At 69.0% G+C, this 21,738-nt stretch carries 19 protein-coding genes and 2 tRNA genes; 13 read left to right on the top strand and 8 right to left on the bottom strand.

From position 1 onward, the window contains the following. Positions 1 to 60: 60 nt before the first annotated feature. The gene (locus tag E7Y32_RS00295; RefSeq protein ID WP_146335297.1) at positions 61 to 1,443 is read left to right on the top strand and encodes an MFS transporter; all 1,383 of its coding nucleotides are present in this window, start codon (positions 61 to 63) and stop codon (positions 1,441 to 1,443) included. Between the two features lie 110 nt (positions 1,444 to 1,553). Here the strand turns inward: E7Y32_RS00295 and E7Y32_RS00290 are convergent, their stop codons facing one another. Continuing rightward, a complete protein-coding gene (locus E7Y32_RS00290; RefSeq protein WP_261382490.1) occupies positions 1,554 to 2,453 on the bottom strand; it encodes a LysR family transcriptional regulator in 900 nt (299 codons plus the stop codon). A 145-nt stretch (positions 2,454 to 2,598) separates the two neighbouring features. Here E7Y32_RS00290 and mmsB point away from each other — a divergent pair, with 145 nt between their 5' ends. Together mmsB and E7Y32_RS00280 are read left to right on the top strand one after the other, a co-directional pair. After that, positions 2,599 to 3,501: a 3-hydroxyisobutyrate dehydrogenase gene (gene mmsB, locus E7Y32_RS00285; RefSeq protein ID WP_146335295.1), complete on the top strand. Its 903-nt coding sequence runs from the start codon at positions 2,599 to 2,601 to the stop codon at positions 3,499 to 3,501. 31 nt (positions 3,502 to 3,532) lie between these two features. Then, entirely contained in the window at positions 3,533 to 5,017 is a 1,485-nt protein-coding gene (locus E7Y32_RS00280) for a CoA-acylating methylmalonate-semialdehyde dehydrogenase (RefSeq protein WP_146335294.1), read from the top strand. A gap of 5 nt (positions 5,018 to 5,022) precedes the next feature. Here the strand turns inward: E7Y32_RS00280 and E7Y32_RS00275 are convergent, their stop codons facing one another. Then, a complete protein-coding gene (locus E7Y32_RS00275) occupies positions 5,023 to 5,541 on the bottom strand; it encodes a hypothetical protein (RefSeq protein WP_261382489.1) in 519 nt (172 codons plus the stop codon). A 101-nt stretch (positions 5,542 to 5,642) separates the two neighbouring features. Beyond that, positions 5,643 to 6,539: an SGNH/GDSL hydrolase family protein gene (locus E7Y32_RS00270; protein WP_395940429.1), complete on the bottom strand. Its 897-nt coding sequence runs from the start codon at positions 6,537 to 6,539 to the stop codon at positions 5,643 to 5,645. Positions 6,540 to 6,609: 70 nt separating this feature from the next. Here E7Y32_RS00270 and E7Y32_RS00265 point away from each other — a divergent pair, with 70 nt between their 5' ends. After that, positions 6,610 to 7,272 (top strand): alpha/beta hydrolase, encoded by a 663-nt coding sequence (locus E7Y32_RS00265; protein WP_146335293.1) that lies wholly within the window; start codon positions 6,610 to 6,612, stop codon positions 7,270 to 7,272. A gap of 47 nt (positions 7,273 to 7,319) precedes the next feature. Here the strand turns inward: E7Y32_RS00265 and E7Y32_RS00260 are convergent, their stop codons facing one another. Next, complete coding sequence (locus tag E7Y32_RS00260) at positions 7,320 to 7,556, bottom strand: RNA-binding S4 domain-containing protein (protein WP_146335292.1); 237 nt, start codon at positions 7,554 to 7,556, stop codon at positions 7,320 to 7,322. Positions 7,557 to 7,589: 33 nt separating this feature from the next. Between E7Y32_RS00260 and E7Y32_RS00255 the strand changes: the two genes are divergently transcribed. The 3 genes from E7Y32_RS00255 (at position 7,590) to E7Y32_RS00245 (ending at position 11,097) form a co-directional block, all read left to right on the top strand. Next, on the top strand, positions 7,590 to 8,582 hold the full coding sequence (locus E7Y32_RS00255; RefSeq protein WP_146335291.1) for a DMT family transporter: 993 nt from the start codon (positions 7,590 to 7,592) through the stop codon (positions 8,580 to 8,582). Between the two features lie 119 nt (positions 8,583 to 8,701). Further along, the gene (locus E7Y32_RS00250; RefSeq protein ID WP_146335290.1) at positions 8,702 to 10,087 is read left to right on the top strand and encodes a glycine--tRNA ligase; all 1,386 of its coding nucleotides are present in this window, start codon (positions 8,702 to 8,704) and stop codon (positions 10,085 to 10,087) included. Between the two features lie 2 nt (positions 10,088 to 10,089). After that, positions 10,090 to 11,097: a GNAT family N-acetyltransferase gene (locus tag E7Y32_RS00245; protein ID WP_146335289.1), complete on the top strand. Its 1,008-nt coding sequence runs from the start codon at positions 10,090 to 10,092 to the stop codon at positions 11,095 to 11,097. Between the two features lie 57 nt (positions 11,098 to 11,154). On the opposite strand, the gene E7Y32_RS00240 is transcribed toward E7Y32_RS00245, so the two are convergent. The 4 genes from E7Y32_RS00240 to E7Y32_RS00225 form a co-directional block, all read right to left on the bottom strand. After that, a complete protein-coding gene (locus E7Y32_RS00240) occupies positions 11,155 to 12,603 on the bottom strand; it encodes a short-chain fatty acid transporter (RefSeq protein ID WP_261382488.1) in 1,449 nt (482 codons plus the stop codon). Positions 12,604 to 12,676: 73 nt separating this feature from the next. Then, positions 12,677 to 13,534 carry a 1-acyl-sn-glycerol-3-phosphate acyltransferase gene (locus E7Y32_RS00235; protein WP_146335287.1) on the bottom strand — a complete coding sequence of 286 codons (858 nt, stop codon included), beginning with the start codon at positions 13,532 to 13,534 and terminating at the stop codon, positions 12,677 to 12,679. A gap of 15 nt (positions 13,535 to 13,549) precedes the next feature. Then, on the bottom strand, positions 13,550 to 14,359 hold the full coding sequence (locus E7Y32_RS00230; protein WP_146335286.1) for a DUF1295 domain-containing protein: 810 nt from the start codon (positions 14,357 to 14,359) through the stop codon (positions 13,550 to 13,552). Beyond that, complete coding sequence (locus E7Y32_RS00225; protein ID WP_261382487.1) at positions 14,359 to 15,111, bottom strand: alpha/beta hydrolase; 753 nt, start codon at positions 15,109 to 15,111, stop codon at positions 14,359 to 14,361. The genes E7Y32_RS00230 and E7Y32_RS00225 overlap by 1 nt, the downstream gene beginning before the upstream one ends. A 207-nt stretch (positions 15,112 to 15,318) precedes the next feature. Here E7Y32_RS00225 and E7Y32_RS00220 point away from each other — a divergent pair, with 207 nt between their 5' ends. The 6 genes from E7Y32_RS00220 to E7Y32_RS00195 all read left to right on the top strand — a co-directional run bounded on the left by E7Y32_RS00220 (position 15,319) and on the right by E7Y32_RS00195 (position 21,726). Then, the gene (locus tag E7Y32_RS00220) at positions 15,319 to 16,794 is read left to right on the top strand and encodes a YibE/F family protein (protein ID WP_146335284.1); all 1,476 of its coding nucleotides are present in this window, start codon (positions 15,319 to 15,321) and stop codon (positions 16,792 to 16,794) included. Between the two features lie 90 nt (positions 16,795 to 16,884). Next, positions 16,885 to 18,066: a tRNA dihydrouridine synthase DusB gene (dusB, locus tag E7Y32_RS00215; RefSeq protein WP_146335283.1), complete on the top strand. Its 1,182-nt coding sequence runs from the start codon at positions 16,885 to 16,887 to the stop codon at positions 18,064 to 18,066. Then, positions 18,059 to 19,348: a deoxyguanosinetriphosphate triphosphohydrolase gene (locus E7Y32_RS00210; RefSeq protein ID WP_146335282.1), complete on the top strand. Its 1,290-nt coding sequence runs from the start codon at positions 18,059 to 18,061 to the stop codon at positions 19,346 to 19,348. Before dusB ends, E7Y32_RS00210 begins: the two co-directional genes overlap by 8 nt. Before the next feature lie 64 nt (positions 19,349 to 19,412). Next, positions 19,413 to 21,356, top strand: coding sequence for a DNA primase (dnaG, locus tag E7Y32_RS00205; protein ID WP_146335281.1), 1,944 nt, complete (start codon positions 19,413 to 19,415; stop codon positions 21,354 to 21,356). Positions 21,357 to 21,432: 76 nt separating this feature from the next. After that, a tRNA-Asn gene (locus tag E7Y32_RS00200) sits at positions 21,433 to 21,505 on the top strand. Between the two features lie 148 nt (positions 21,506 to 21,653). After that, positions 21,654 to 21,726: transfer RNA gene (locus E7Y32_RS00195), tRNA-Asn, on the top strand. Positions 21,727 to 21,738 lie beyond the last annotated feature (12 nt).

The following is a 21,738-nucleotide window of genomic DNA, read 5'->3' as shown; positions in this document are numbered from 1 at the left end:
CACACGCGTTGTCAACCTAATGGTCCACAGGGTGTCGAAGGCGACACCAAAGGAGTTCGCATGAGCACGGAAAACGCCGCCGCACGGCGCGCAGATGGGGCCGACGTCAAGACGTCCGGCCTCAAAAAGGTAGTAACGGCCTCCATGGCCGGCACGGTTGTCGAGTGGTACGAGTTCTTCCTCTACGCCTCCGCGGCGACCCTCGTCTTCGGCAAGGCATTCTTCCCCAACTCCGGCACCGAACTGGACGGCATCATTGCAGCCTTCCTCACCTACGCTGTCGGCTTCGTGGCCCGCCCAATCGGCGGCATCGTGTTCGGCCACTTCGGTGACAAGTTCGGCCGCAAGCAGCTGCTCCAGCTGAGCATCATCCTGGTCGGTGTCTCCACCTTCCTGATGGGCTGCCTCCCGACTTTCCAGCAGATCGGCTACTGGGCTCCGGCCCTGCTGGTCTTCCTGCGCTTCGCCCAGGGTTTCGCCGTGGGCGGTGAATGGGGCGGCGCAGTCCTCCTCGTCGCAGAACACAGCCCCAGCAAGTCCCGCGGCTTCTGGGCCGCGTGGCCGCAGTCCGCCGTCCCGCTGGGCAACCTGCTGGCAACGGGTGTGCTGTTCACGCTCTCCGCCACGCTGTCCTCCGCCGACTTCCTCGGCTGGGGCTGGCGCGTCGCCTTCTGGCTCTCCGCCGTGATCGTGCTCGTCGGCTACTACATCCGCACCAAGGTCCAGGACGCCCCGATCTTCCTCGAGGCACAGAAGGAAGTCACCGTTGAGAAGAAGGGCTACGGCGTCGGCGAAGTCTTCCGCCGCTACCCCCGCGGCGTCTTCACCGCCATGGGCCTGCGCTTCGCGGAGAACATCCTGTACTACCTGGTGGTCACCTTCTCCATCACGTACCTCAAGGTCATCGTCCAGACGGACACCTCCCGGATCCTGCTGCTGCTGCTCGTGGCGCACTTCATCCACTTCGCCGTCATCCCGTTCGTCGGCAAGCTCTCCGATAACCTGGGCCGCAAGCCCGTCTACATGGCCGGCGCCGTCCTGGGCGCCACGTGGGGCTTCTTCGCCTTCCCGATGATGGACACCAAGAATGACCTCGTCATCCTCGCGGCCATCACCATCGGCTTGCTGTTCCACTCCCTGATGTACGCCGGACAGCCGGCCATCATGGCCGAGATGTTCCCGACCCGGATGCGTTACTCCGGCGTCTCGCTCGGCTACCAGGTGACCTCGATCGTGGCCGGTTCGCTTGCCCCGATCATCGCCGTCGCCCTCCTGGGCCAGTACAAGTCCTCCGTCCCGGTGGCCATCTACCTGCTCGGTGCCTGTGTGGTCACCATGGTGGCGGTCTACTTCCTGAAGGAAACCCGCGGAATCTCCCTGCACGACGTCGACGCCGCCGACGCCCAGGGCACTGCCGACCTCCTTGCCGCAGGCAAGAAGTAGCGGGCAACTTCACGAGTCGCTAACCACGGCAGCCCCCGTCCCCGCCCTGCGGAGACGGGGGCTGCTGTCGTAGTGGCGGGGGACGCTCGACGTTTGACCGCCACCCCGGCTCAGCCGGCCAGCACGTCCTGGCGTTCGACGATCTCGGCCCGGACAGCTGCCAGCACTGCCTGCACCGGCGCGGAGCGCAGTGATTCGGCCCTCGCCACGGCCCAGATCGGCAGCTGCCGCTGGAAGTCGTCCGGCAGGACCGGCACGAACCCGGGTTTACCGACGACGAGGAAGTTCGGCAGCAGCCCGATCCCGGCAGCTCGGCGGACGGCCTCGAGCTGGGCGAAGATACTCGTGGCCTGGAAGCTGGAGCGCGGCATCGGCAGCTGGGTGGAGCGGTGGCCCAGCTCCGCGACCTGCAGCGCCGACTCGACGTAGGAGACAAAGCCGTGCCGCCGGACGTCGTCGAGCGTTTCCGGCAGCCCGTGCTCCTCCGAGTACTGCGGGCTGGCGTAAAGCCGCAGGAAGTAGTTGGACAGGAAGATGGTCTGCGCGTTGCTGACCTCCAGGTTGCCCACCACCACCTCCAGGTCCACGCCGGAGCGGTTCTGGCTGACCTTGCGGGTGGCACTGAGCATCTCCACGTTCAGCAGGGGATGCTGCTGCTGAAGCCGGACCAGAGCCGGGGCGACGAATTCGGCGCCGAAGCCGTCCGGCGTGCTGATCCGGACCAGGCCGGAGAGCACGTCCTCCGATCGGGCGATCCGGCCGGACAGTGCGCCCAGGGTCCCCTCGATGGCCTCCGCGGCCGCCACCGCCTGGGACCCCAGCTCGGTGAGCTCCCAGCCGTGCGGGCTGCGCTCCAGCGTCCGGCCGCCAAGCTGTTTGTCCAGGGCGAGGATCCGGCGCGAGATGGTGGTGTGCGTGGTGCCGAGGGTCTCCGCGACGGCGTTGAATCGGCCGAGCCGTGCCACCGTCAGCAGGATCAGCAGGTCGTCCGGGCTGGGAAGCCGTTTCAAGTCCACCGCTGGCCTTTCGTCGATGTGCATTGATGCACATGCCATCTTCACTTTTTCCCCTTGATTGCACTGTATCAGGGTGTGATGCTGGACACGGAACCCGGCCAATGCGCCGGACACAATGCAGAGCAAAGGAGCTTATGCCATGGCAGTTGTCGCCTGGATCGGACTGGGAAACATGGGCGGGTTCATGTCAGTGAACCTGGCCAAGGCCGGAAACGAGGTCCGCGGCTTTGACCTGAATCCCGAGGCCGTGGCGGCAGCCGAGGCAGGGGGAGTCAAGCCCGCCGGCAGCATTGCCGAGGCAGTTGAGGGCGCCGACGTCGTCTTCACCATGCTGCCCAAAGGCGAGCACGCCCGCGCCGTCTACCTCGGCGAGGACGGCGTCCTGGCCCACGCGGACACCACAACCCTGCTGGTGGACTCCTCCACGATCGACATCGCCTCCGCCCAGGCCCTGCACGACGCCGCCGCGGCGGCCGGCTTCCGCTTCGTCGACGCCCCCGTCTCCGGCGGCATGAGCGGCGCCAAGGCCGCCACGCTGACCTTTATGATCGGCGGCGAGGCCGGCGCCGTCGCCGACGCCACCGAATACATCCGCCCGATGGCCGCCAACATCATCCCCACCGGCGGCGCCACCACCGGCCAGGCCGCCAAGATCTGCAACAACCTGATGCTCTTTATCAACCTCGCCTCCACTGCCGAAGGCGCCGTGCTCGCCGACCGCCTCGGCCTGGACAAGCAGGTCTTCTGGGACATCGCCTCGGTGTCCTCCGGCGACAGCTGGGCCCTGCGCACCTGGTACCCGGTGGCCGGCGTCGTCCCCACCGCGGCCTCCAACAACGACTTCGCCCCGACATTCACCGCCGAGCTCGCCAACAAGGACATCGGCCTGGCCATCAGCGCCGCCAAGGACACCGGCACCCCGCTCGAAATCGGCGAGCACGTCCAGCAGCTCTTCCAGCGGCTCATCGACGGCGGCCAGTCCGGCAAGGACTGCTCCGCGATCGTCCAGCTCGTCGACGGCTCGTTCGAGTCCGCCAAGTAGCCCCGCACCTTTGTAGAAAGAGATCCACCCCATGGAACGCATCCCGCACTTCATCAACGGCGCCCTCGTCTCCGACGCCGAGCGCTACGGCCCCGTCTTCAACCCCGCCACCGGCGAGCAGGAAAAAGAAGTGGCCCTCGCCTCCGCGGCCCGGGTCGAAGAGGCCATCGCCGCCGCCCGCGCCGCGCTGCCCGGCTGGCGCGCCACCAGCCTGGCCAAGCGCACCGGCATCTTCTTCAAAGTCCGCGAACTACTGATGCAGCGCCGGCCTGAACTCGCGGCCCTGCTGACCAGCGAACACGGCAAGGTCCTCTCCGACGCCGAGGGCGAGATCACCCGGGGCCTGGAGAACATCGAGTTCGCCACCGGGCTGTCCCACGCCCTCAAGGGCGAACGCTCCGAGCAGGTCGCCGGCGGCGTCGACGTCCACTCCGTCCGCCAGCCGGTCGGCGTCGTCGCCTGCATCACGCCGTTCAACTTCCCGGCCATGGTGCCGCTGTGGATGATCGGCAGCGCCCTGGCCTGCGGCAACACGGTGCTGCTCAAACCGAGCGAGAAGGACCCGTCCTCGGCCATCTTCATCGCCCAGGTCTTTGCCGAGGCCGGCCTGCCCGCCGGCGTGCTGAACGTGGTGCACGGCGACAAGGAAGCCGTGGACGTGCTGCTCGAGCACCCGGACGTCAAAGCCGTCAGCTTTGTGGGCTCCACGCCGATTGCCCAGTCCATCTACAAGCGCGCCGCGGACCACGGCAAGCGGGTCCAGGCCCTCGGCGGGGCCAAGAACCACATGGTGGTGCTCCCGGACGCGGACCTCAACATGGCCGCCGACGCCGCCGTCTCCGCCGCCTACGGCTCCGCGGGGGAGCGCTGCATGGCCGTCAGCGTCCTGGTGGCCGTCGGGAACATCGCGGACGAACTCGTGGACGCAATCAAGACCCGGATGGCCACCCTCAAGATCGGCCCCGGCACGGACCCGTCGTCCCAGATGGGCCCGCTGATCACCGCCGAACACCGCGACAAGGTCGCATCCTACGTGGCCGGCGCCGCGGACGAGGGCGCCTCCGTGGTGGTGGACGGCCGGGACCAGGAGTTCGACTCCAACGGCTTCTTCATCGGCGTCAGCCTGATCGACCACGTCAAGCCGGGCATGAAGGTCTACGACGACGAGATCTTCGGCCCGGTGCTCTCGGTGGTCCGCGTCGAGAGCTACGCCGACGCCGTCAAGCTCGTCAACGACAACGAGTTCGGCAACGGCGTGGCGATCTTCACCCGCGACGGCGGCGCCGCCCGGCAGTTCGAGTTCGACGTCGAGGCCGGCATGGTGGGCGTCAACGTCCCGATCCCGGTGCCGGTGGGGACCTTCTCCTTCGGCGGCTGGAAGAACTCGCTATTCGGCGACACCCACATGTACGGGCCGGAGAGCATCCGGTTCTACACCCGCGGCAAGGTGGTCACCACCCGCTGGCCGGACCCGTCCACCTCGGTGATCGACCTCGGCTTCCCCCAGGTCGACTAGCCGGACTAGCCCTTCATGATCTCCGCGCGCTGGGCCATGTAGTCCTCCATCGCGAGCTCGCCGTTGCTGTACTTCTGGTCCAGCTCGGCGAGCTTGCGCGCGCGGTAACCCTGCGGGCCGGACGGCACGGGCGGAACCGGCGGAAGGTCCGGCGTCGCGGGGCCCGCCGGGGGCTGCGGCTGCCACTGCTGGGGCGCCTGCGGGGGGTTGTTCAAGTACTCCGGGCTGTCCTCGTACGGGACGGGGTACTGCTGGTTTGCCGGGTACTGCTGGTTTGCCGGGTACTGCTGGTTTACCGGCGGCTGTGGTGCGCCCAGCTGGCCGAACCCGCCGTAGTAGTCCCGCTGGGTGAAACCGTCCCGCGGCTGGTTGTTCTGCTGGCCGGGAAACTGGCCCGGGAACCCGCCGAAAGGCTGGCCGGGGAAGGCCTGGTCCTGTCCGCGTCCGCGGACCGATTTGCGGTACATGCGAATGGCCGCCGGGACCACGAAGGTCAAGATGATGATCCAAAAGAAAATGCTCACGGTACCGCGCCTCCCAAAAGGTGTCTTTCCAGCTTAACGCGCACGCTGTGCCCAGGGTGCCGGGCCGACCGCACACCGGGTGCCCGGCCCGGCGGCGCCACTCAGGAGCGCAGGGCGTCCTCGGCGCCGGCCCGGCCCTCGCCCGAACCGGGAGGGCCCTCACCCGAGCCGAGCGGAACGCCCGGGCCGAACACCGGACCGGCCAGCGGGCGCTTGGCCGTGATGCCGTCGCCGGAAGAGCGGTGCCGGAGCCGGCGGACCACCCACGGGACGAAATGCTCGCGGGCCCAGATGAGGTCCCCGGTACGGGCCTCCCGCCAGTTGCGCTGCGGCAGCGGCTTGGGCGCAAGGGGCTCCAGCGTGTGCTGCACGTTCAGTGAATCCAGTACCATCGCCGCGATCGTGTGGTGGCCCAGCGGCGAGAAATGCAGCCGGTCCACGTCCCACATCTGCGGGTCGTTGAGCTGGCGCAGGGACCACATGTCGGCAATGACGGCGTCGTGCCGGGCCGCCACGGTGCGCAGATTCTCGTTGTAGATCGCCACCTTGCTGCGGATCCGGCCCAGCACGGTGGAGCCGGTGTCAGGGCCGTTGAAGAGCACCACCGTGGCGCCGCCCAGGGTCAGGATCTGCACCACGGAGTCCAGCCGTTCGGCAAGGACGTCGGGGTCGCCGCCGGGCCGGATCAGGTCGTTCCCGCCCGCGGACAGGGTCACCAGGTCAGGCTTCAGGGACAGGCAGTGCGCCAGCTGCTGGTCAACGATCTGCTGCAGCAACCGGCCCCGGACCGCGAGGTTGGCGTAGGCAAAGTCGTCGTGGCCGCGGCTCAGTTCCTCCGCCACCCGGTCCGCCCAGCCGCGGTGGCCGCCCGGGCTGGCCGGTTCCGGGTCGCCGATCCCCTCCGTGAAGGAGTCGCCCATCGCCACATAGCGGGTCCAGGGGTGGTTGACGGTCCGGTCCGGATAATTCTCCATGGCTTCTGTTTCGCTCACCTTCATATCCTGCACTCTCCCCGCAAAGCTACGCCACCGTAGCTTGTTACTGATTGGTAACTGCAAGAATGGAGCCATGACTGACGCCGCCCCGTATCCCGCCGCCTTCCCCGACCCCGTTGTCCTCTGGTCCCGGCCCGAAGAGGCCCGCGCAGGCAAGCCCCTGCTGGTGCTGCTGCACGGTTACGGGGCCAACGAAGAGGATCTGCTGAGCCTGGCGGACCTGCTGCCGGAGGAGTTTGTGGTGGCCTCGCTGCGTGCCCCGCTGGTCTCCGGGCCGGGCTTCACCTGGTTCCCGCTGACGGCGTCCATCGACTACTCGCTCGACGCCGTCAAGCATGCCGCGGCGTACGTCCAGGACTGGATCGACTCGGTCCGGGCCAACCACCCCTCGGTCACCCTGCTGGGCTTCTCGATGGGAATGGCCATGGCCACCACCCTGCTGCGGCAGCGGCCGGACGGCTACGCCGCCGTCGTCGGGCTCTCCGGCTTCGCCGTCGACGCCGCCGGCGACCCGAGCTTCCGCGACGCGGAACTTGACGGCACCGTGCCGATGTTCTGGGGGCGGGACCAGCAGGACCCCGTGATCACGCCGGACAAGATCGAGTTCACCATGGGCTGGGTGCGCAAGCACGTCAAGCTCACCAAGGTGCTCTACACCGGCATGTGGCACGGCATCAACCAGCAGGAGATCGGCCACGTCGGCGAGTTCCTCACCCACGAGGTGCTCAACAAATAGCCGACGACGGCGCCGCCGTCGTCGGCCGCCGCCCGGCTCCGCTGGGCTCAGGCGCCGCCGGGCGTGCTGATCCGCACGGTCTGGCCGTTCACGGTGACGGTGTCGCCGTGGTGGAGCTGGCGGCCGCGGCGGTCATCGATCTCGCCGTTGACCTTCACGAGCCCGTTCTTAATCAGCTCAGCAGCCTCCACCCCGTCCTCGACGAGGTTGGCCAGCTTCAGCAACTGGCCCAGCCGGATCATGTCGTCGCGGATGGGGATGTCTTCGATTTCCGGGTTGCTCATACAAGCAATAATGCCTGACCAAAGGTGGCACCAATGACCCACGCACCGCGGCTCCCACTGCCCGTCGGACTCCTCCTGGCCGTTTCCGCCGGGCTCCTCGTCCCCGTCCAGGGCCGCATCAACGGCGCCCTGGGCACAGTCCTGGCCGACGGCCTGGCCGCTGCCGTGGTGAGCTTCAGCACCGGCCTGGTCCTGATGATCGCCATCTCGCTGCTGCTGCCCAAGGGCCGCGCCGGACTGGCCCAGGTCCTGCCGGCGCTGCGCGAACGGCGCTTCCCGCGCTACTACGTGCTGGCCGGCGGCATCGGGGCGCTCTTCGTCTTCGCCCAGTCGTTCACCGTCGGGCTCCTCGGAGTGGCCCTCTTCACCGTCGCCGCGGTCACCGGCCAGACCCTCAGCGGGCTGCTGGTGGACCGGATGGGCATCGGTCCGGCGGGCAAACGGCCCATCACCGGCATCCGGGTCCTCGGCAGCGTGCTGACCGTCGCCGCGGTCGCGTGGGCCGTGTCGCCGCGCTTTGCCTCCGGCGGCGGCGGAGGCGGGGCATCCGGCGCAGACCCGCTGCAGCTGCTGGTTCCGGTGCTGCTGCCCGTGCTCGCCGGATTCCTGATGAGTTTCCAGCAGGCGATGAACGGCACGGCCACGGTGCACTACCGCACCCCCATAACGGCCACCCTGGTCAACTTCGTCGCCGGCAGCATCGTGCTCTGGCTCGCCTGGCTGATCAAGCTGGCCCTAGCCGGACCAGGCCACGCGCTTCCGGCCGAATGGTGGTATTACCTGGGGGGCCCGATGGGCTGCGTATTCATTGCCGTCGCCGCCTTCCTGGTCCGCAGCCTGGGCGTGCTGGTCACCGGGCTCGGCATGATCGCCGGGCAGCTGCTCGGATCCCTGGCCCTGGACCTGGCGCTGCCCGCACCGGGAACCGTCGTCGCGCTGCCCACCGTGCTGGGCACGCTGCTGACCCTGGCCGCCATCGTCCTGGCCAGCCTGCCCTGGTCCCGCGGCACCCTCAAGCGGCGGTAGCCCGGGTAGGCTAGGAGTTTGCATTACACCGTCCCCAACACCCCGCCCGGCAACCAGCCGGTGGCACGGGGCTGACAGCACGGACCGCACCCAGCGGCCCTGCAGAAACTGGAGTTCCCATGGCAGCAAAATCCGTACTCGACCAGATCATTTCCCTCGCCAAGCGACGGGGTTTCGTCTTCCAGGCCGGTGAAATCTACGGTGGCTCCCGTTCTGCCTGGGACTACGGTCCCCTCGGTGCCGAGCTGAAGGAAAACATCAAGCGCCAGTGGTGGCAGTCCGTGGTCCGCGGCCGCGAGGACGTCGTCGGCCTGGATTCCTCGGTGATCCTGCCACGCCAGGTCTGGGAAGCTTCCGGCCACGTCGAGGTCTTCTCGGACCCGCTGGTGGAGTGCCTCTCCTGCCACAAGCGCTACCGCGCGGACCACCTCGAGGAAGAATACGAGGAGAAGAAGGGCCGCCCCGCCGAGAACGGCCTCAAGGACATCGCCTGCGCCAACTGCGGCACCCGCGGCGAATGGACCGAACCGCAGGAATTCTCCGGCCTGCTCAAGACCTACCTGGGCCCCGTCGCCAGCGAAGAGGGCCTGCACTACCTGCGCCCCGAAACCGCCCAGGGCATCTTCGTGAACTTCTCCAACGTGCTCACCACCTCGCGGAAGAAGCCGCCGTTTGGCATCGGCCAGATCGGCAAGTCCTTCCGCAACGAGATCACGCCGGGCAACTTCATCTTCCGTACCCGCGAGTTCGAGCAGATGGAGATGGAGTTCTTCGTCGAGCCCGGCACCGACGAGCAGTGGCACCAGTACTGGATGAAGGAGCGTATGGCCTGGTACACGTCCCTGGGCATCCGTGAGGAGAACCTGCGCTTCTTCGAGCACCCGCTGGAGAAGCTCAGCCACTACTCCAAGGGCACTACGGACATCGAATACCGTTTCGGCTTCCACGGCTCCGAGTGGGGCGAGCTCGAGGGTATCGCCAACCGCACCGACTTCGACCTCTCCACGCACTCGAAGGCCTCCGGAGCGGACCTGAGCTACTTCAACCAGGCCACCAACGAGCGCTACACCCCGTACGTGATCGAGCCCGCGGCCGGCCTCACCCGCTCCTTTATGGCGTTTATGATCGACGCCTACACCGAGGACGAGGCCCCCAACGCCAAGGGCGGCGTGGACGTCCGTACCGTGCTCAAGCTCGACCCGCGCCTGGCCCCGGTCAAGGCGGCCGTGCTCCCGCTGAGCCGCAACGAGGACCTGTCGCCGAAGGCCAAGGACCTCGCCGCGCAGCTGCGCAAGAACTGGAATATCGAGTTCGACGATGCCGGCGCGATCGGCCGCCGCTACCGCCGCCAGGACGAGATCGGCACGCCGTTCTGCATCACGGTGGACTTCGACACGCTCGAGGACCAGGCCGTGACCATCCGCGAACGCGACACCATGAGCCAGGAACGCGTCGCCCTGGACAAGGTGGAGGGCTACCTGGCCGCACGGCTGATCGGCGCCTGATCATGGCGATCGCATACCGTGAATGGCGCGACGGCGACGACCTCGCGCTGCTGGAAATGTGGGGCGGGCCGGAGACGGACCAGGCACGGCAGTTCCGTGCCACCCTTGCCCCCTCCGGCAATGCCCCGTGGCGCCGCTGCATCGTGGCCGAGGACGTCGTCGACGGCGTCGCCATCCCCGTCGCTGCCGGGGTGGTCCATGAGGCCTCGCTGCATCCGGAGCGCCTCTGGGTGTACGTCGAAGTTTCCCGCGACCACCGCCGGACCGGCATCGGCTCCACGCTGCTGGCCATGCTCCGGCACGAAGCGGGGCAGTCGCCCTCGGGAGTGTCCCGGCTCCGGACCAAGGTGGAGCCGGGCACACCCGGCGCCGCGTTCGCCGAGGCGGCCGGCCTGGCGCCGATCCAGCGTTCGCGCCTGGTCGTCGTCGAACCGGGCGCGCTGAAGCTGCCGGTCTTCGGCGACGGCTCCGAGGCCGCCGCATCGGAGCAGGTGGAGGACCTGGCCACCGGTTCGGTGGAGCTCAGCGACGTGGTGGGCCGGTACTACACCGCCGTGCACGACTGGGACAGCCCCGGGGAGCTCAGCATTGCCACGGTGCAGCGGCTGTTCCTGGACGACCTCAGCGGCGCCCACGGGGCCATTGTGCTGCGCGCGCCCAAGGCCAGCGCCTTCGGTGCGGGTGTGCCGGCGAGCAAGAAGGGCCGGCTCCAGGCGTTTGCGGTCAGCTACGCCCGGGGCGGCCCGGAACTGGGCGGCCCCGAAGAGGGCCACGCCGCGAAGGCGGGGGAGCCGTCGGATGTGTTCCTTGGCCACGACCCGGAACTGTCCGCCGAGGACGCCCGGGCCGCGGTGAGGGACCTGCTGGCGCTGATCGCGTACCAGTACCCGGTCATGCTGGAACTGGACGATTCGATGACCGCGCTGCGCGCCGTCGTCGAACCGTTGCTCGAGAGCGGCAAGGCCCGGCAGGCTGGCGCGGACACCCTGGTCGTCTCCGACCCCGCTTAGAACCCCTTTAACGCAACTGACCCGCAGCCACAGCTGCGGGTCAGTCGGGTTTAACGGCTACTTGCCCGGCGGCATCACCGGCGGCACGAAGTCGAACGTCATGCCGAGCAGCCAGACGAGCAGCAGCACCACCGGCAGATGGAACACGAACTGCAGGAACGTGAAGCCCACCAGGTCGCGGGCCCGCAGCTTCAGCACCGCCAGCAGCGGGAGCATAAAGAACGGGTTGATCAGGTTGGGCAGCGCCTCGGCGATGTTGTAGATCTGCACGGTCCAGCCCAGGTTCATCTGGACGTCGGTGGCGGACTGCATCACGTACGGCGCCTCCACGAGCCACTTGCCGCCGCCGGAGGGAACCAGCAGGCCCAGCACGGCCGTGTACAGCGCAATCACGACTGCGAAGCCGCCGCCGCTGCCGATACCCGAGAAGAACTCGGCCAGGTGCGCCGAGAGGGTCATCCCGCCGTGGCCGGTGGCCTTGGTCAGGATGGCGGCCATCGCCGCGTACAGCGGGAACTGCACGAGGATGCCGGCGGTCGCCGGGACGGCCTTGGTGACGGCCTGCAGGAAGTTCCGCGGGGTGCCGTGCAGAACCAGGCCCAGGATGAGGAACACCAACAGGTAGCCGTTGAGGCTGCTCACCACGGTCAGGAACGGCTTGGTGAGGAACTGCGAGACCAGCCAGCCCAGGGTCAGGAGCCCGGCGAGGATCGGCAGGATCATGCTGTATTCGAGCCACTCGCCCGGGCGGGACCGCGGTGCCGGCTCGGTGGGTTCGTCGTCGAGGTCCACGCCCAGGTCCGTCGCGGTGCGGATCGCCCCGCCCTGCGGTGCCGAGAAGTGCGCGATCACCGTGGTCAGCAGCATCAGGATGGCCAGGGTCAGCAGCGACTGCCAGGTGAAGATCGTGGTGCCGAAGTCCAGGATGCCGGTGATCTTCAGCAGCGCCGGCGGCAGCGACGCCGCCGTCGCCTGCAGCTGCGCGGCGGAGGAGGACAGGCCGAGCGCCCAGACGGCGCCGAGGCCCATAAACGCGGCCGCGCCGAGGGCGCGGTAGTCCACGGTGAGGTCCTTGCGGCGGGCGATCGCCCGGGCCAGCAGGCCGCCGAAGATCAGGCTCAGGCCCCAGTTCAGGAACGACACGGACATGGACATCAGGGCCACGAAGCTCACGGCGGTGCGGGCGGTCGCGGGAACGAGTGCCAGCCGGCCGATCAGGCGGGCTACCGGCGGCGAGGTCGCCACGACGTAGCCGGTGAGCACCACCATGGCCATCTGCAGGGTGAAGGCGGTCAGGTCCCAGAAGCCGTTGCCGAAGGAATCGGCGATCGACTGGGGCGAGGCGCCGATGGCCAGGGCGGCCAGGGCGATGATGATGACGCCGGCGAGGGCGAAGATGTAGGCGTCCGGGAACCACTTCTCGGTCCACGCCGCCATCCGTTGGGCTACCCGGGCGAGGCCGCGTTCCTCGCCGATGCCGCTTTTGGTCAGGACTGTGTTTGCCACAGAGGGGAACCTCTCCATTGAGTGCTTCTTTCTACCCGATGGAGTTTAGCCGCGGCGCCGCCGGTGAAGGGGCTTATCGGCGCCGGCCGCGTGCGCGCCGCGGGCCTTCGGCTTCGTCCAGCCGCTGCCGTTCCTGCTCGGTGGGCGCGCCGCCGCCGAGTGCGGCCGGCATCCACCAGGCGCCGGGCGCCGGTGTGAGGGGGAAGTCCGCGATGCCGGCGTCGATTCCGGCCTGCAGGGCCCGGCGCAGGGCCTCGGTGGCCGCCGGGACGTCCAGGCCCGGGCCCGGGGTGAAAGGTTCGCCCACGTGCACGCGCACCGGCGCCCGCCAGGCGCGGACCGGCGAGAAGCCGTGGTGCCGGGTCATGATCCGGTGCGCGCCCCAGACCGAGACCGGGATGAGCGGGACGCCCGCCTCGGCCGCCATCCGCACGGCGCCGCTCCGGCACTCCCTGACCTGGAAGCTGCGGCTCACGCCGGCCTCCGGCAGGATCGCGATGTACTCGCCGTCACGGAGCTTCTGCACCGCGGCGTCGTAGGCGTGCGCCCCGGTGTCATAGCCGACGACAACGTGTCCGGCGGCGCTCACGGCCGGACCGGCGAACCAGTGGTCGGCCGCGGCCTGCGTGATCAAAAAGCGCATCTGGGCGCGGTTGTGCCCCCACAGCAGCAGCTCGGCGAAGGCGAAGTCGAGGTAGCCGAAATGGGTGATCGCGACGACGGCGCCCGCCCCCGGGGTGGGCCTCCGCGAAGCGCCGCGGCGGGCGTGGTCAGCGTTGTCGGGGCCGTCGCCGGCGTGGCCCGGGGCCGCGGCGGGGAGGTGCTCGGCGCCGGTGACGATGACGCGGATCCGGAACAGCCAGCGCAGCGCCTGGCCCGTCCGGACGATGGCGCGGTAAAAACGGTCGCTGGGCGCCGGCCGCCAGCTCACCTCAACCCCTGCATCTCAGCGGCCCGCGGGCCGGCGGGGCGGCCAGGGGATGAAGCCGGAGGTGGATTCGACGTATTCCTTGTACCCGGGCCGGGCGGACATGGCCTTCTCGGTCAGCGGCTTGCCGGTCTTGCCGGCCAGCGTCCAGATCATCAGGGCGGGGGAGAGGATGGTCAGCACACCCGGCCAGGAGTCCGCCGCCACCAGGAACAGCCCGGCCCAGACGGCGGCATCGCCAAAGTAGTTCGGGTGCCGGGTGTAGCGCCAGAGCCCGGTGTTCAGGACGGTGCCGCGTTTGGCCGGGTCGGCTTTGAAACGGGCCAGCTGCCAGTCGCCGACGGTTTCGAAGACGAAACCGACAATCCACAGCAGCACGCCGAGCAGCGCCAGCCAGCCGAGCGTGCCGGTGCTGAACATGCCCACCTGGATGGTGAGCGAGACGAAGAACATCACGATTCCCTGCGGCAGGTAGACGCGCCGCAGGGCATAGATGTCGCGGGATCCCGGCGCCGAGGATAGCATGTCCACATACCTCGGATCCTCGTGGCCGCCGCGGGCCCGGATACCGATGTGGACGGCCAGCCGGATGCCCCAGACCGCCACCAGAGCCAGCAGCAGCAGGCGCCGGCCGGCGTCGCCGTGACCGGCCGACAGCGCCCACGAGACCGCGGCCGCCACCACGAAGCCCAGGCCCCACACGGTGTCGATGACCGAGTGGCGGCTCTGGCGCACGGCGATGGCGAACGTCACGGCCAGCAGCACCAGGAGTGCCAGGGCCACCCAGGGCAGGCTGGCGAGGAAAGCGTCCAACGGGAAGGCGGCCATCACAGCACCACCGGAAGGGTGGCGGCGGGCGGCAGGAGCTGGCGGAGTGTGTCCGTGCCGGGCAGGTCGGCGCCGGCGCTGCTGGCGAAGGCGTCCAGGACAAAGCCGTTGGCGAGGGAGTTCCAGAGCCGGACCCGGCGGAACATAAAGTGCCCGGCGCCGGTCAGCGAGATGTAGTCCACCGAGGCCGCGACCCCTTCGGCACGGCGGGCGTAGGCCAGCGAGTTCTTCGGGCTGGTCCAGCGGTCCGCGCTGCCGTGCACGATCAGAACCCGGCGCCCGGCGAGCGGCTCCACCGGGGTGGAGGAGTTCAGCCATGGGGCCAGCGCGACGACGGCCTCCACCTGGGGGTGGTCCGCGACGCAGAGCGCGGTGAGGCCGCCCATCGAGTGGCCCAGCAGGTAGACGGGGACGCCCGGGTGCTCGTTGCTGATCTGCGACAACGCCCAGCGGGCATCCTGGACCGGGGACATTTCCGGCCCGTTCCAGCCCCGGTAGCGGTTGCGGAGGGTCCAGACCGCCAGACCGTGCGGGCCGCCCTGGTTCCGCAGCGACTGGGCAAAGGGCAGCATTCTCGCCGGGCTCAGATGCCGGGCCTGGACCGCCTCGAAGCTGTCCGAGCGTCCGCCGTGCAGCACCAGGGCGACGCCGCGGGTCTGCCCGGCGGCGTCGGCGATGCTCAGCTCGGCCCTGGCCGCGGGGCCGGCTCCGGCCGCCCCGTGCTCCCGATCGTCAGTCTTGCGTCTGGCCACGGCTGGTGTCCTCCACATCGTTTTGTCCCTGCAATTACCAACAATAAGTCGCCCGCCGGCGTTCCCGGGAGAGATTCCGCCGGTTCTGCGTTGAAGGCCGGCGCTGCTTTCCCCGGAGCCCCACGAGACGTTCGCTGCCGGGCCTCCGCCGGATGGGTGGGGCACGCCCGGACACCGTAAAGTCTTCGGCATGAGGTTGAACTGCTGATGGGCGCCGGACATTCACACACCACCCCGGGGCACCACGACGTGACGCCCCGGGCGCTCGCCGCACGGAAGAAGGCCAACTGGATCCTGGCCGCCGTCCTGGTCCCGCTGACTCTGCTGACCATCACGGCGATGGTGCTGCTGTGGCCCTCGGGCAGCAAGGACGGAATCAAACTCTCCAGCCCCTACGCGGCTGCCCCGGGCGTCACCTTCGACACCGGCAAGATCCAGCGCGTCGTCGTCGGCAGTTGCATGGACGGCACGGCGCAACAGAGTGCCCAGCCCGGTGCGCAACAGAGTGCCCAGCCGGGTGCCCAGCCGGATCCCGGCGCCGGGCAGGGCTCGCAGTGCACCTTCGCCTACACCGAACCGGACAAGGGCGGGAACCCGGTCAAGGTGGTGATCAACCCCGACGTCGCCAAGTCCCACGGCGTCAAGGTCGGCGACAACATCCGCTACCTGAACCTCTCCAAGGCGCCTGGCGCCGCCGACGCCCAGGGGACACCCGCCTACGTCTTCGTCGACTTCGTCCGGACCCTGCCGATCATCCTGCTCGCGGTCCTCTACGCCGTCGTCGTGATCGCGGTGGCCCGCTGGCGCGGGCTGCGCGCGCTCATCGGCCTGGCCGGCGCTTACGCCGTGCTCGTTTCCTTTATGCTTCCGGGCCTGGTGGAAGGCAAGCCGCCGCTGCTGCTGGCGCTGGTAGGGTCCACGGTGATCATGATCGGGGTCCTGTACTTTGCGCACGGCTTCACTGCCCGGACGTCGACGGCGCTGCTGGGCACCATGTTCGGTCTGGGCATCACCGCCGCGCTCGCGGCCTGGGCCACCGATGCGGCGAACCTGGCCGGCGTCGGCAACCACGACGCCGCCACCCTCGCCAACGTCTCGGACCACATCTCCATCTCCGGGATCATCCTGTGCGGGCTCATCATTTCCGGCCTCGGCGTCCTCAACGACGTCACCATCACCCAATCCTCCGCGGTGTGGGAACTCTGGGAGCTCGCCCCCGGCACGTCCGCGCGGAAGCTGTTCGCCTCGGCCATGCGGATCGGCCGGGACCACATCGCCTCCACCGTCTACACGATCGCGTTCGCCTACGCCGGCGCGGCGCTGCCCATCCTGATCATCGTGATGCTCTACGAACGCCCGCTGGGCGATGCGCTCACAAGCGCCGAACTCTCCGAGGAAGTTATCCGCACCCTGGTCGGCTCCATCGGGCTGGTGCTCGCGATTCCGGTCACCACCCTGATCGCCGTCCTCGTCGTCAAGGCCACCGGCCTCCGGGGGACCGCGGCCACGGCGGACGACGTCGTCCGCCCCGCCGAACGCGGGCTTGGCAGCAGTGGCCCTGCCGGAGTCCGGCCGGACCACGGCCCGTCCGATGACGGCACAGGCGCCCGCATCGACGCCGCCCCGGACGCCGACCCGGCGCCGGAGACCCGCCGCGGCCGCCGCGCGGCCGTGCCCGGCTAAGCGGACCCCAGAGCGCGTCCGGACCGGCGCGGTTTCCACATAGCCGGAGCGGGACCGGGCCGATTTGCCCAGCTTTGAGACAATGGTCGGGTGACTGTTGTAGCAACGCCTCCCGCCCCCAAGCTGGAACTGCCGCCCCTGAAGCTGGGCCCCATCACGGTGGACACCCCCGTGATCCTGGCCCCGATGGCGGGCATCACCAACTCCGCCTTCCGCAGGCTGTGCCGTGAATACGGCGGCGGCCTGTACGTCGCGGAGATGGTCACCTCCCGCGCCCTGGTCGAACGAACCCCCGAATCCCTGCGGATCATCTCCCACGACGAGGACGAGAAGGTCCGCTCGGTGCAGCTCTACGGTGTGGACCCGGTGACCGTGGGCCAGGCGGTCCGGATGCTGGTCGAGGAGGACCGCGCCGACCATATCGACCTCAACTTCGGCTGCCCGGTGCCCAAGGTGACCCGGCGCGGCGGCGGTTCCGCGCTGCCCTGGAAGACCGACCTGTTCACCTCGATCGTGCAGACCGCGGTCAAGGAAGCGTCCAAGGGCAACATTCCACTGACCGTCAAGATGCGCAAGGGCATCGATGATGACCACCTCACCTACCTCGATGCCGGGCGGATCGCCCGCGACTCCGGCGTCGCCGCTGTCGCCCTGCACGGCCGCACCGCCGCGCAGTTCTACTCCGGCCAGGCCGACTGGTCCGCCATCGCCCGGCTGCGCGAAGCCCTCCCGGACATCCCGGTGCTCGGCAACGGGGACATCTGGTCGGCCGAGGACGCGGTCCGGATGGTCCGCGAAACCGGCGTCGACGGCGTGGTGGTGGGCCGCGGCTGCCAGGGCCGGCCGTGGCTGTTCGGCGACCTGATGGCCGCCTTCGAGGGCAGCGACGTCCGGCACAAACCAAGCCTGGGCCAGGTGGCCGAGGGCGTGTACCGCCATGCCGAGCTGATGGTGGAAACCTTCGGCAACGACGAGGGCAAGGCGCTCCGGGAGATCCGCAAGCACATGGCCTGGTACTTCAAGGGCTACGTGGTCGGAAGTGAACTGCGGACCAAACTGGCCTTGGTCACCAGCCTCGAGGTGCTCCGCGCCACCCTGGACCAGCTGGACCTCGACTCGCCGTACCCGGGCGTCGACGCCGAGGGCCCCCGCGGCCGTGCGGGCTCGCCCAAGAAGCCCGCCCTGCCCAAGGACTGGCTGCTCGACCGCAGCATGGACGCCGAACAGTCGCGCGAGATCTGCCACGCGGAACTGGACGTCTCCGGTGGCTGAAACCAGGACGACGGCGCCCGTGCTGGACGGCTACGTGGACCGGGACTGCGCCCGCTGGGTGGAGGAACCGCCCAAAAGCACCTACCGCTCCGACTTCGAACGCGACCGCGCCCGGGTGCTGCACTCCTCGGCACTGCGCCGGCTCGGCGCCAAGACCCAGGTGGTCGCCCCGGACACGGACGACTTCGTCCGCACCCGGCTGACCCACAGCCTCGAGGTGGCCCAGGTGGGCCGCGAGCTCGGCCGTGCCCTGGGCTGCGACCCCGATGTGGTGGATACCGCCTGCCTCAGCCACGACCTGGGGCACCCGCCGTTCGGCCACAACGGTGAGTCGGCCCTGAACGAGGTCGCGCATGCGATCGGCGGTTTTGAGGGCAACGCCCAGACCCTGCGCCTGCTGACCCGGCTCGAGCCCAAGGTCCTCGCCGCCGACGGCACACCCGCCGGCCTCAACCTGACCCGTGCCAGCCTCGACGCCGCCGCGAAGTACCCCTGGTCGGCGGAGAATGCCCCGGTGATCCACGGCCAGCGCACCAGCAAGTTCGGCGCCTACCAGGACGACCTGCCCATTTTCGACTGGATCCGGGAAGGCGCCCCCGAGCGCCGCTCCTGCCTCGAAGCGCAGGTTATGGACCTCGCGGACGACATCTCCTACTCGGTGCACGACGTCGAGGACGCGATCGTTGCCGGGCACTTCCAGCTGCGCTGGATGGACAACCCGGACCACCGCGCCCGGGTGGTGGGCTACGCCAAGCAGTGGTACCTGCCGCACAACGACCCGGCCGCCATCGACGCCGCCCTCGCACGGCTGGAGGCCACCAGTGTCTGGGTGCGCGAGGCCGACGGCAGCCGGAAGGCCATGGCCGCCCTGAAAGACATGACCAGCCAGCTGATCGGCCGGTTCTGCCAGAGCGCGCTGGAGACCACCCGGGCCGTCTACGGTCCGGAAAACCTCACCCGCTACAACGCCGAACTCATCGTCCCGGACGAGACCGTGATGGAGATCGCCGTGATGAAGGGCCTGGCCACCACTTTTGTGATGACCACCGAACACCGGCAGCCGATCTACGAACGCCAGCGCGAGGTCCTGCACGCGCTGGTGACCGCGCTCAACGCCTCCGGCGACCGCCACCTGGAGCCGATGTTCGCCGCCGACTGGCGCGCCGCGGCGGACGATTCCGCCCGGCTGCGGGTTGTCATTGACCAGGTCGCCTCGCTGACGGACGGCTCCGCGCTGGCCATGTACGAACGGCTCGTCGGCAGCCTGCCGTCGCTGTGGTGACGGCGCCGGTGATGGCCGCCATAGGCCGCCGTCCGGCGTCGTACCCGGGTACTAGGATGGCTCTGTGGCCGGCCTGATCAAACGTGAAGATATCGACGAAGTGCGCCAGCGCACCGACATCAAGGAAGTCGTCGACGGCTACGTGACCCTTAAGGGCGCCGGGCTGGGATCCTTCAAGGGCCTGTGCCCCTTCCATGATGAGCGCTCGCCCTCGTTCACGGTGCGACCCCAGGTGGGCCGCTACCACTGCTTCGGCTGCGGCGAGGACGGCGACGTTATCTCCTTCGTCCAGAAACTGGACCACAGCACCTTCCACGAGGCCGTGGAGAAGCTCGCCGCCCGGATCGGCTACGAACTGCGGTTTGAGGACGGTGGCTCCGGCCCCAACCGCGAGGAAATCGGCCGCCGCCAGCGCCTGCTCGACGCGCACAAGATCGCCGACGAGTTCTTCCGCGCCCAGCTGCTCACACCGGGCGCCACCGAAGGCCGGAACTTCCTCTACGGCCGCGGTTTCGACCGGGCCGCGGCAGAGCAGTTCGGCGTCGGCTATGCCCCGCAGGGCTGGGACTCGCTGCTCAAACACCTCCGCGGCCGCGGGTACACCGACCCGGAGCTCAAACTCACCGGCATGTTTAGCGAAGGCGGCCGGGGCATCTATGACCGGTTCCGTGGACGCCTGATCTGGCCCATCCGCGACATCGCCGGGGACACCATCGGCTTCGGCGCCCGCAAACTCTATGAGGACGACCAGGGCCCCAAATACTTGAACACCCCGGAGACCGCGCTCTACAAGAAGTCCCAGGTCCTCTACGGGATCGACCTCGCCAAGCGGAACATCGCCAAGGAACGCCAGCTGGTGGTGGTGGAGGGCTACACCGACGTGATGGCCTGCCACCTGGCCGGCGTGACCACGGCGGTCGCCACCTGCGGCACAGCGTTCGGCACCGATCACATCAAGATCGCCCGCCGGCTGCTCTCCGACGACGGCAGCGGGGGAGAGGTGATCTTCACCTTCGACGGCGACGCCGCGGGTCAGAAGGCCGCCCTGCGCGCCTTCGAAGAGGACCAGCGCTTCGTGGCGCAAACCTACGTCGCGGTGGAACCCGGCGGAGCCGACCCCTGCGAGCTGCGCCAGGCCAAAGGCGACTCAGCCGTCCGGGATCTGATCGGAACCCGCCGCCCGCTGTTCGAATTCGCCATCCGCGCCACCCTGCGGCGGCACAACCTGGACACGGTGGAGGGCAGGATCGCGGCACTGCGCGAATCGGCCCCCGTGGTCGCGCAAATCCGGGACGCCGGCATCCGGCCGGCCTATGCCCGGGAGCTCGCCGGCTGGCTGGGGATGCCGGTCGAGGAGGTCAGCCGTGCGGTCGGCGCCGCAGCCAAACGCCTCGCCCAGGGCCCGGCCGGAGGCGCTGCACAAGGCTACACCCAGAACCCCGCCCAGAATCCGGGCCGGCCTGCCGGACCGGGCCACGGGTCCGCCCCTGGTGTGGCGCCCCTGCCGCCGTCGGCCACGCTGCCGGCGTTCAACCGGCCGGACCCGCGTGACCCGGTGGCTGCGATGGAACGCCAGGCGCTCGAAGTGGTGTTGCAGGAGCCGGCCATCCTCGAAGGGGCCACCTGGCAGCGTTTTGCCGAGGCCCGGTTCTCCACCCCGGCGTACCTGGCCATCCACGAGGCCATCCGGGCCACCGGGCTGGGGTCCATCGGCGACCCTGCGCGGTGGGTGGAGCAGTTGCTGCAGGAAGTCCCGGAGCCGCTCCGGCCGCTGGTGTCCGAGCTCGCGGTCGTCCCCCTGCCGGCAAGCACCGCCGAAGCGGTGCAGCGCTACTGCCGCGACATCCTGGCCCGGCTGTTTGAACTGCAGATCACCCGCGTCAAGGCGGACAAGATGGGCCAGCTGCAGCGTCTGGACGCCGCGGCGGACCCCGAGGAGTTTCAGCGGCTCAACCGTGAACTCATGGAACTGGAGATGCAGCGGCGCTCGCTCCGGATGGACTCCTGAGCCTCCCGGGCCGGGCGCCGACGGCGGTCAATTTCACTTCCCGGCGCGGTGTTTGCTAGGCTTATAGCCGCTTCATTCCTCCTTAGCTCAATTGGCAGAGCATTCGACTGTTAATCGAAGGGTTGCTGGTTCAAGTCCAGCAGGAGGAGCGCACAGTCCCCGTTCCGGCCCACCGGAACGGGGACTTTTTGTATACCCGGTGGGGGTATCGGGCCCGGTCTTCGGGCGGGCAGCCGGCCGACCCCGTCCCCGATTTCCCTAGCGGTAAAACCTTTGCTAATGTCATACCTGCTTCATTCCTCCTTAGCTCAATTGGCAGAGCATTCGACTGTTAATCGAAGGGTTGCTGGTTCAAGTCCAGCAGGAGGAGCGGACGGGCCCC

This window comes from Arthrobacter sp. UKPF54-2 (assembly GCF_007858535.1).
Lineage (GTDB): Bacteria > Actinomycetota > Actinomycetes > Actinomycetales > Micrococcaceae > Arthrobacter.
The sequence above is the reverse complement of the archived record's forward strand: the minus strand, read 5'-3'. Positions and strand labels throughout refer to the sequence as shown.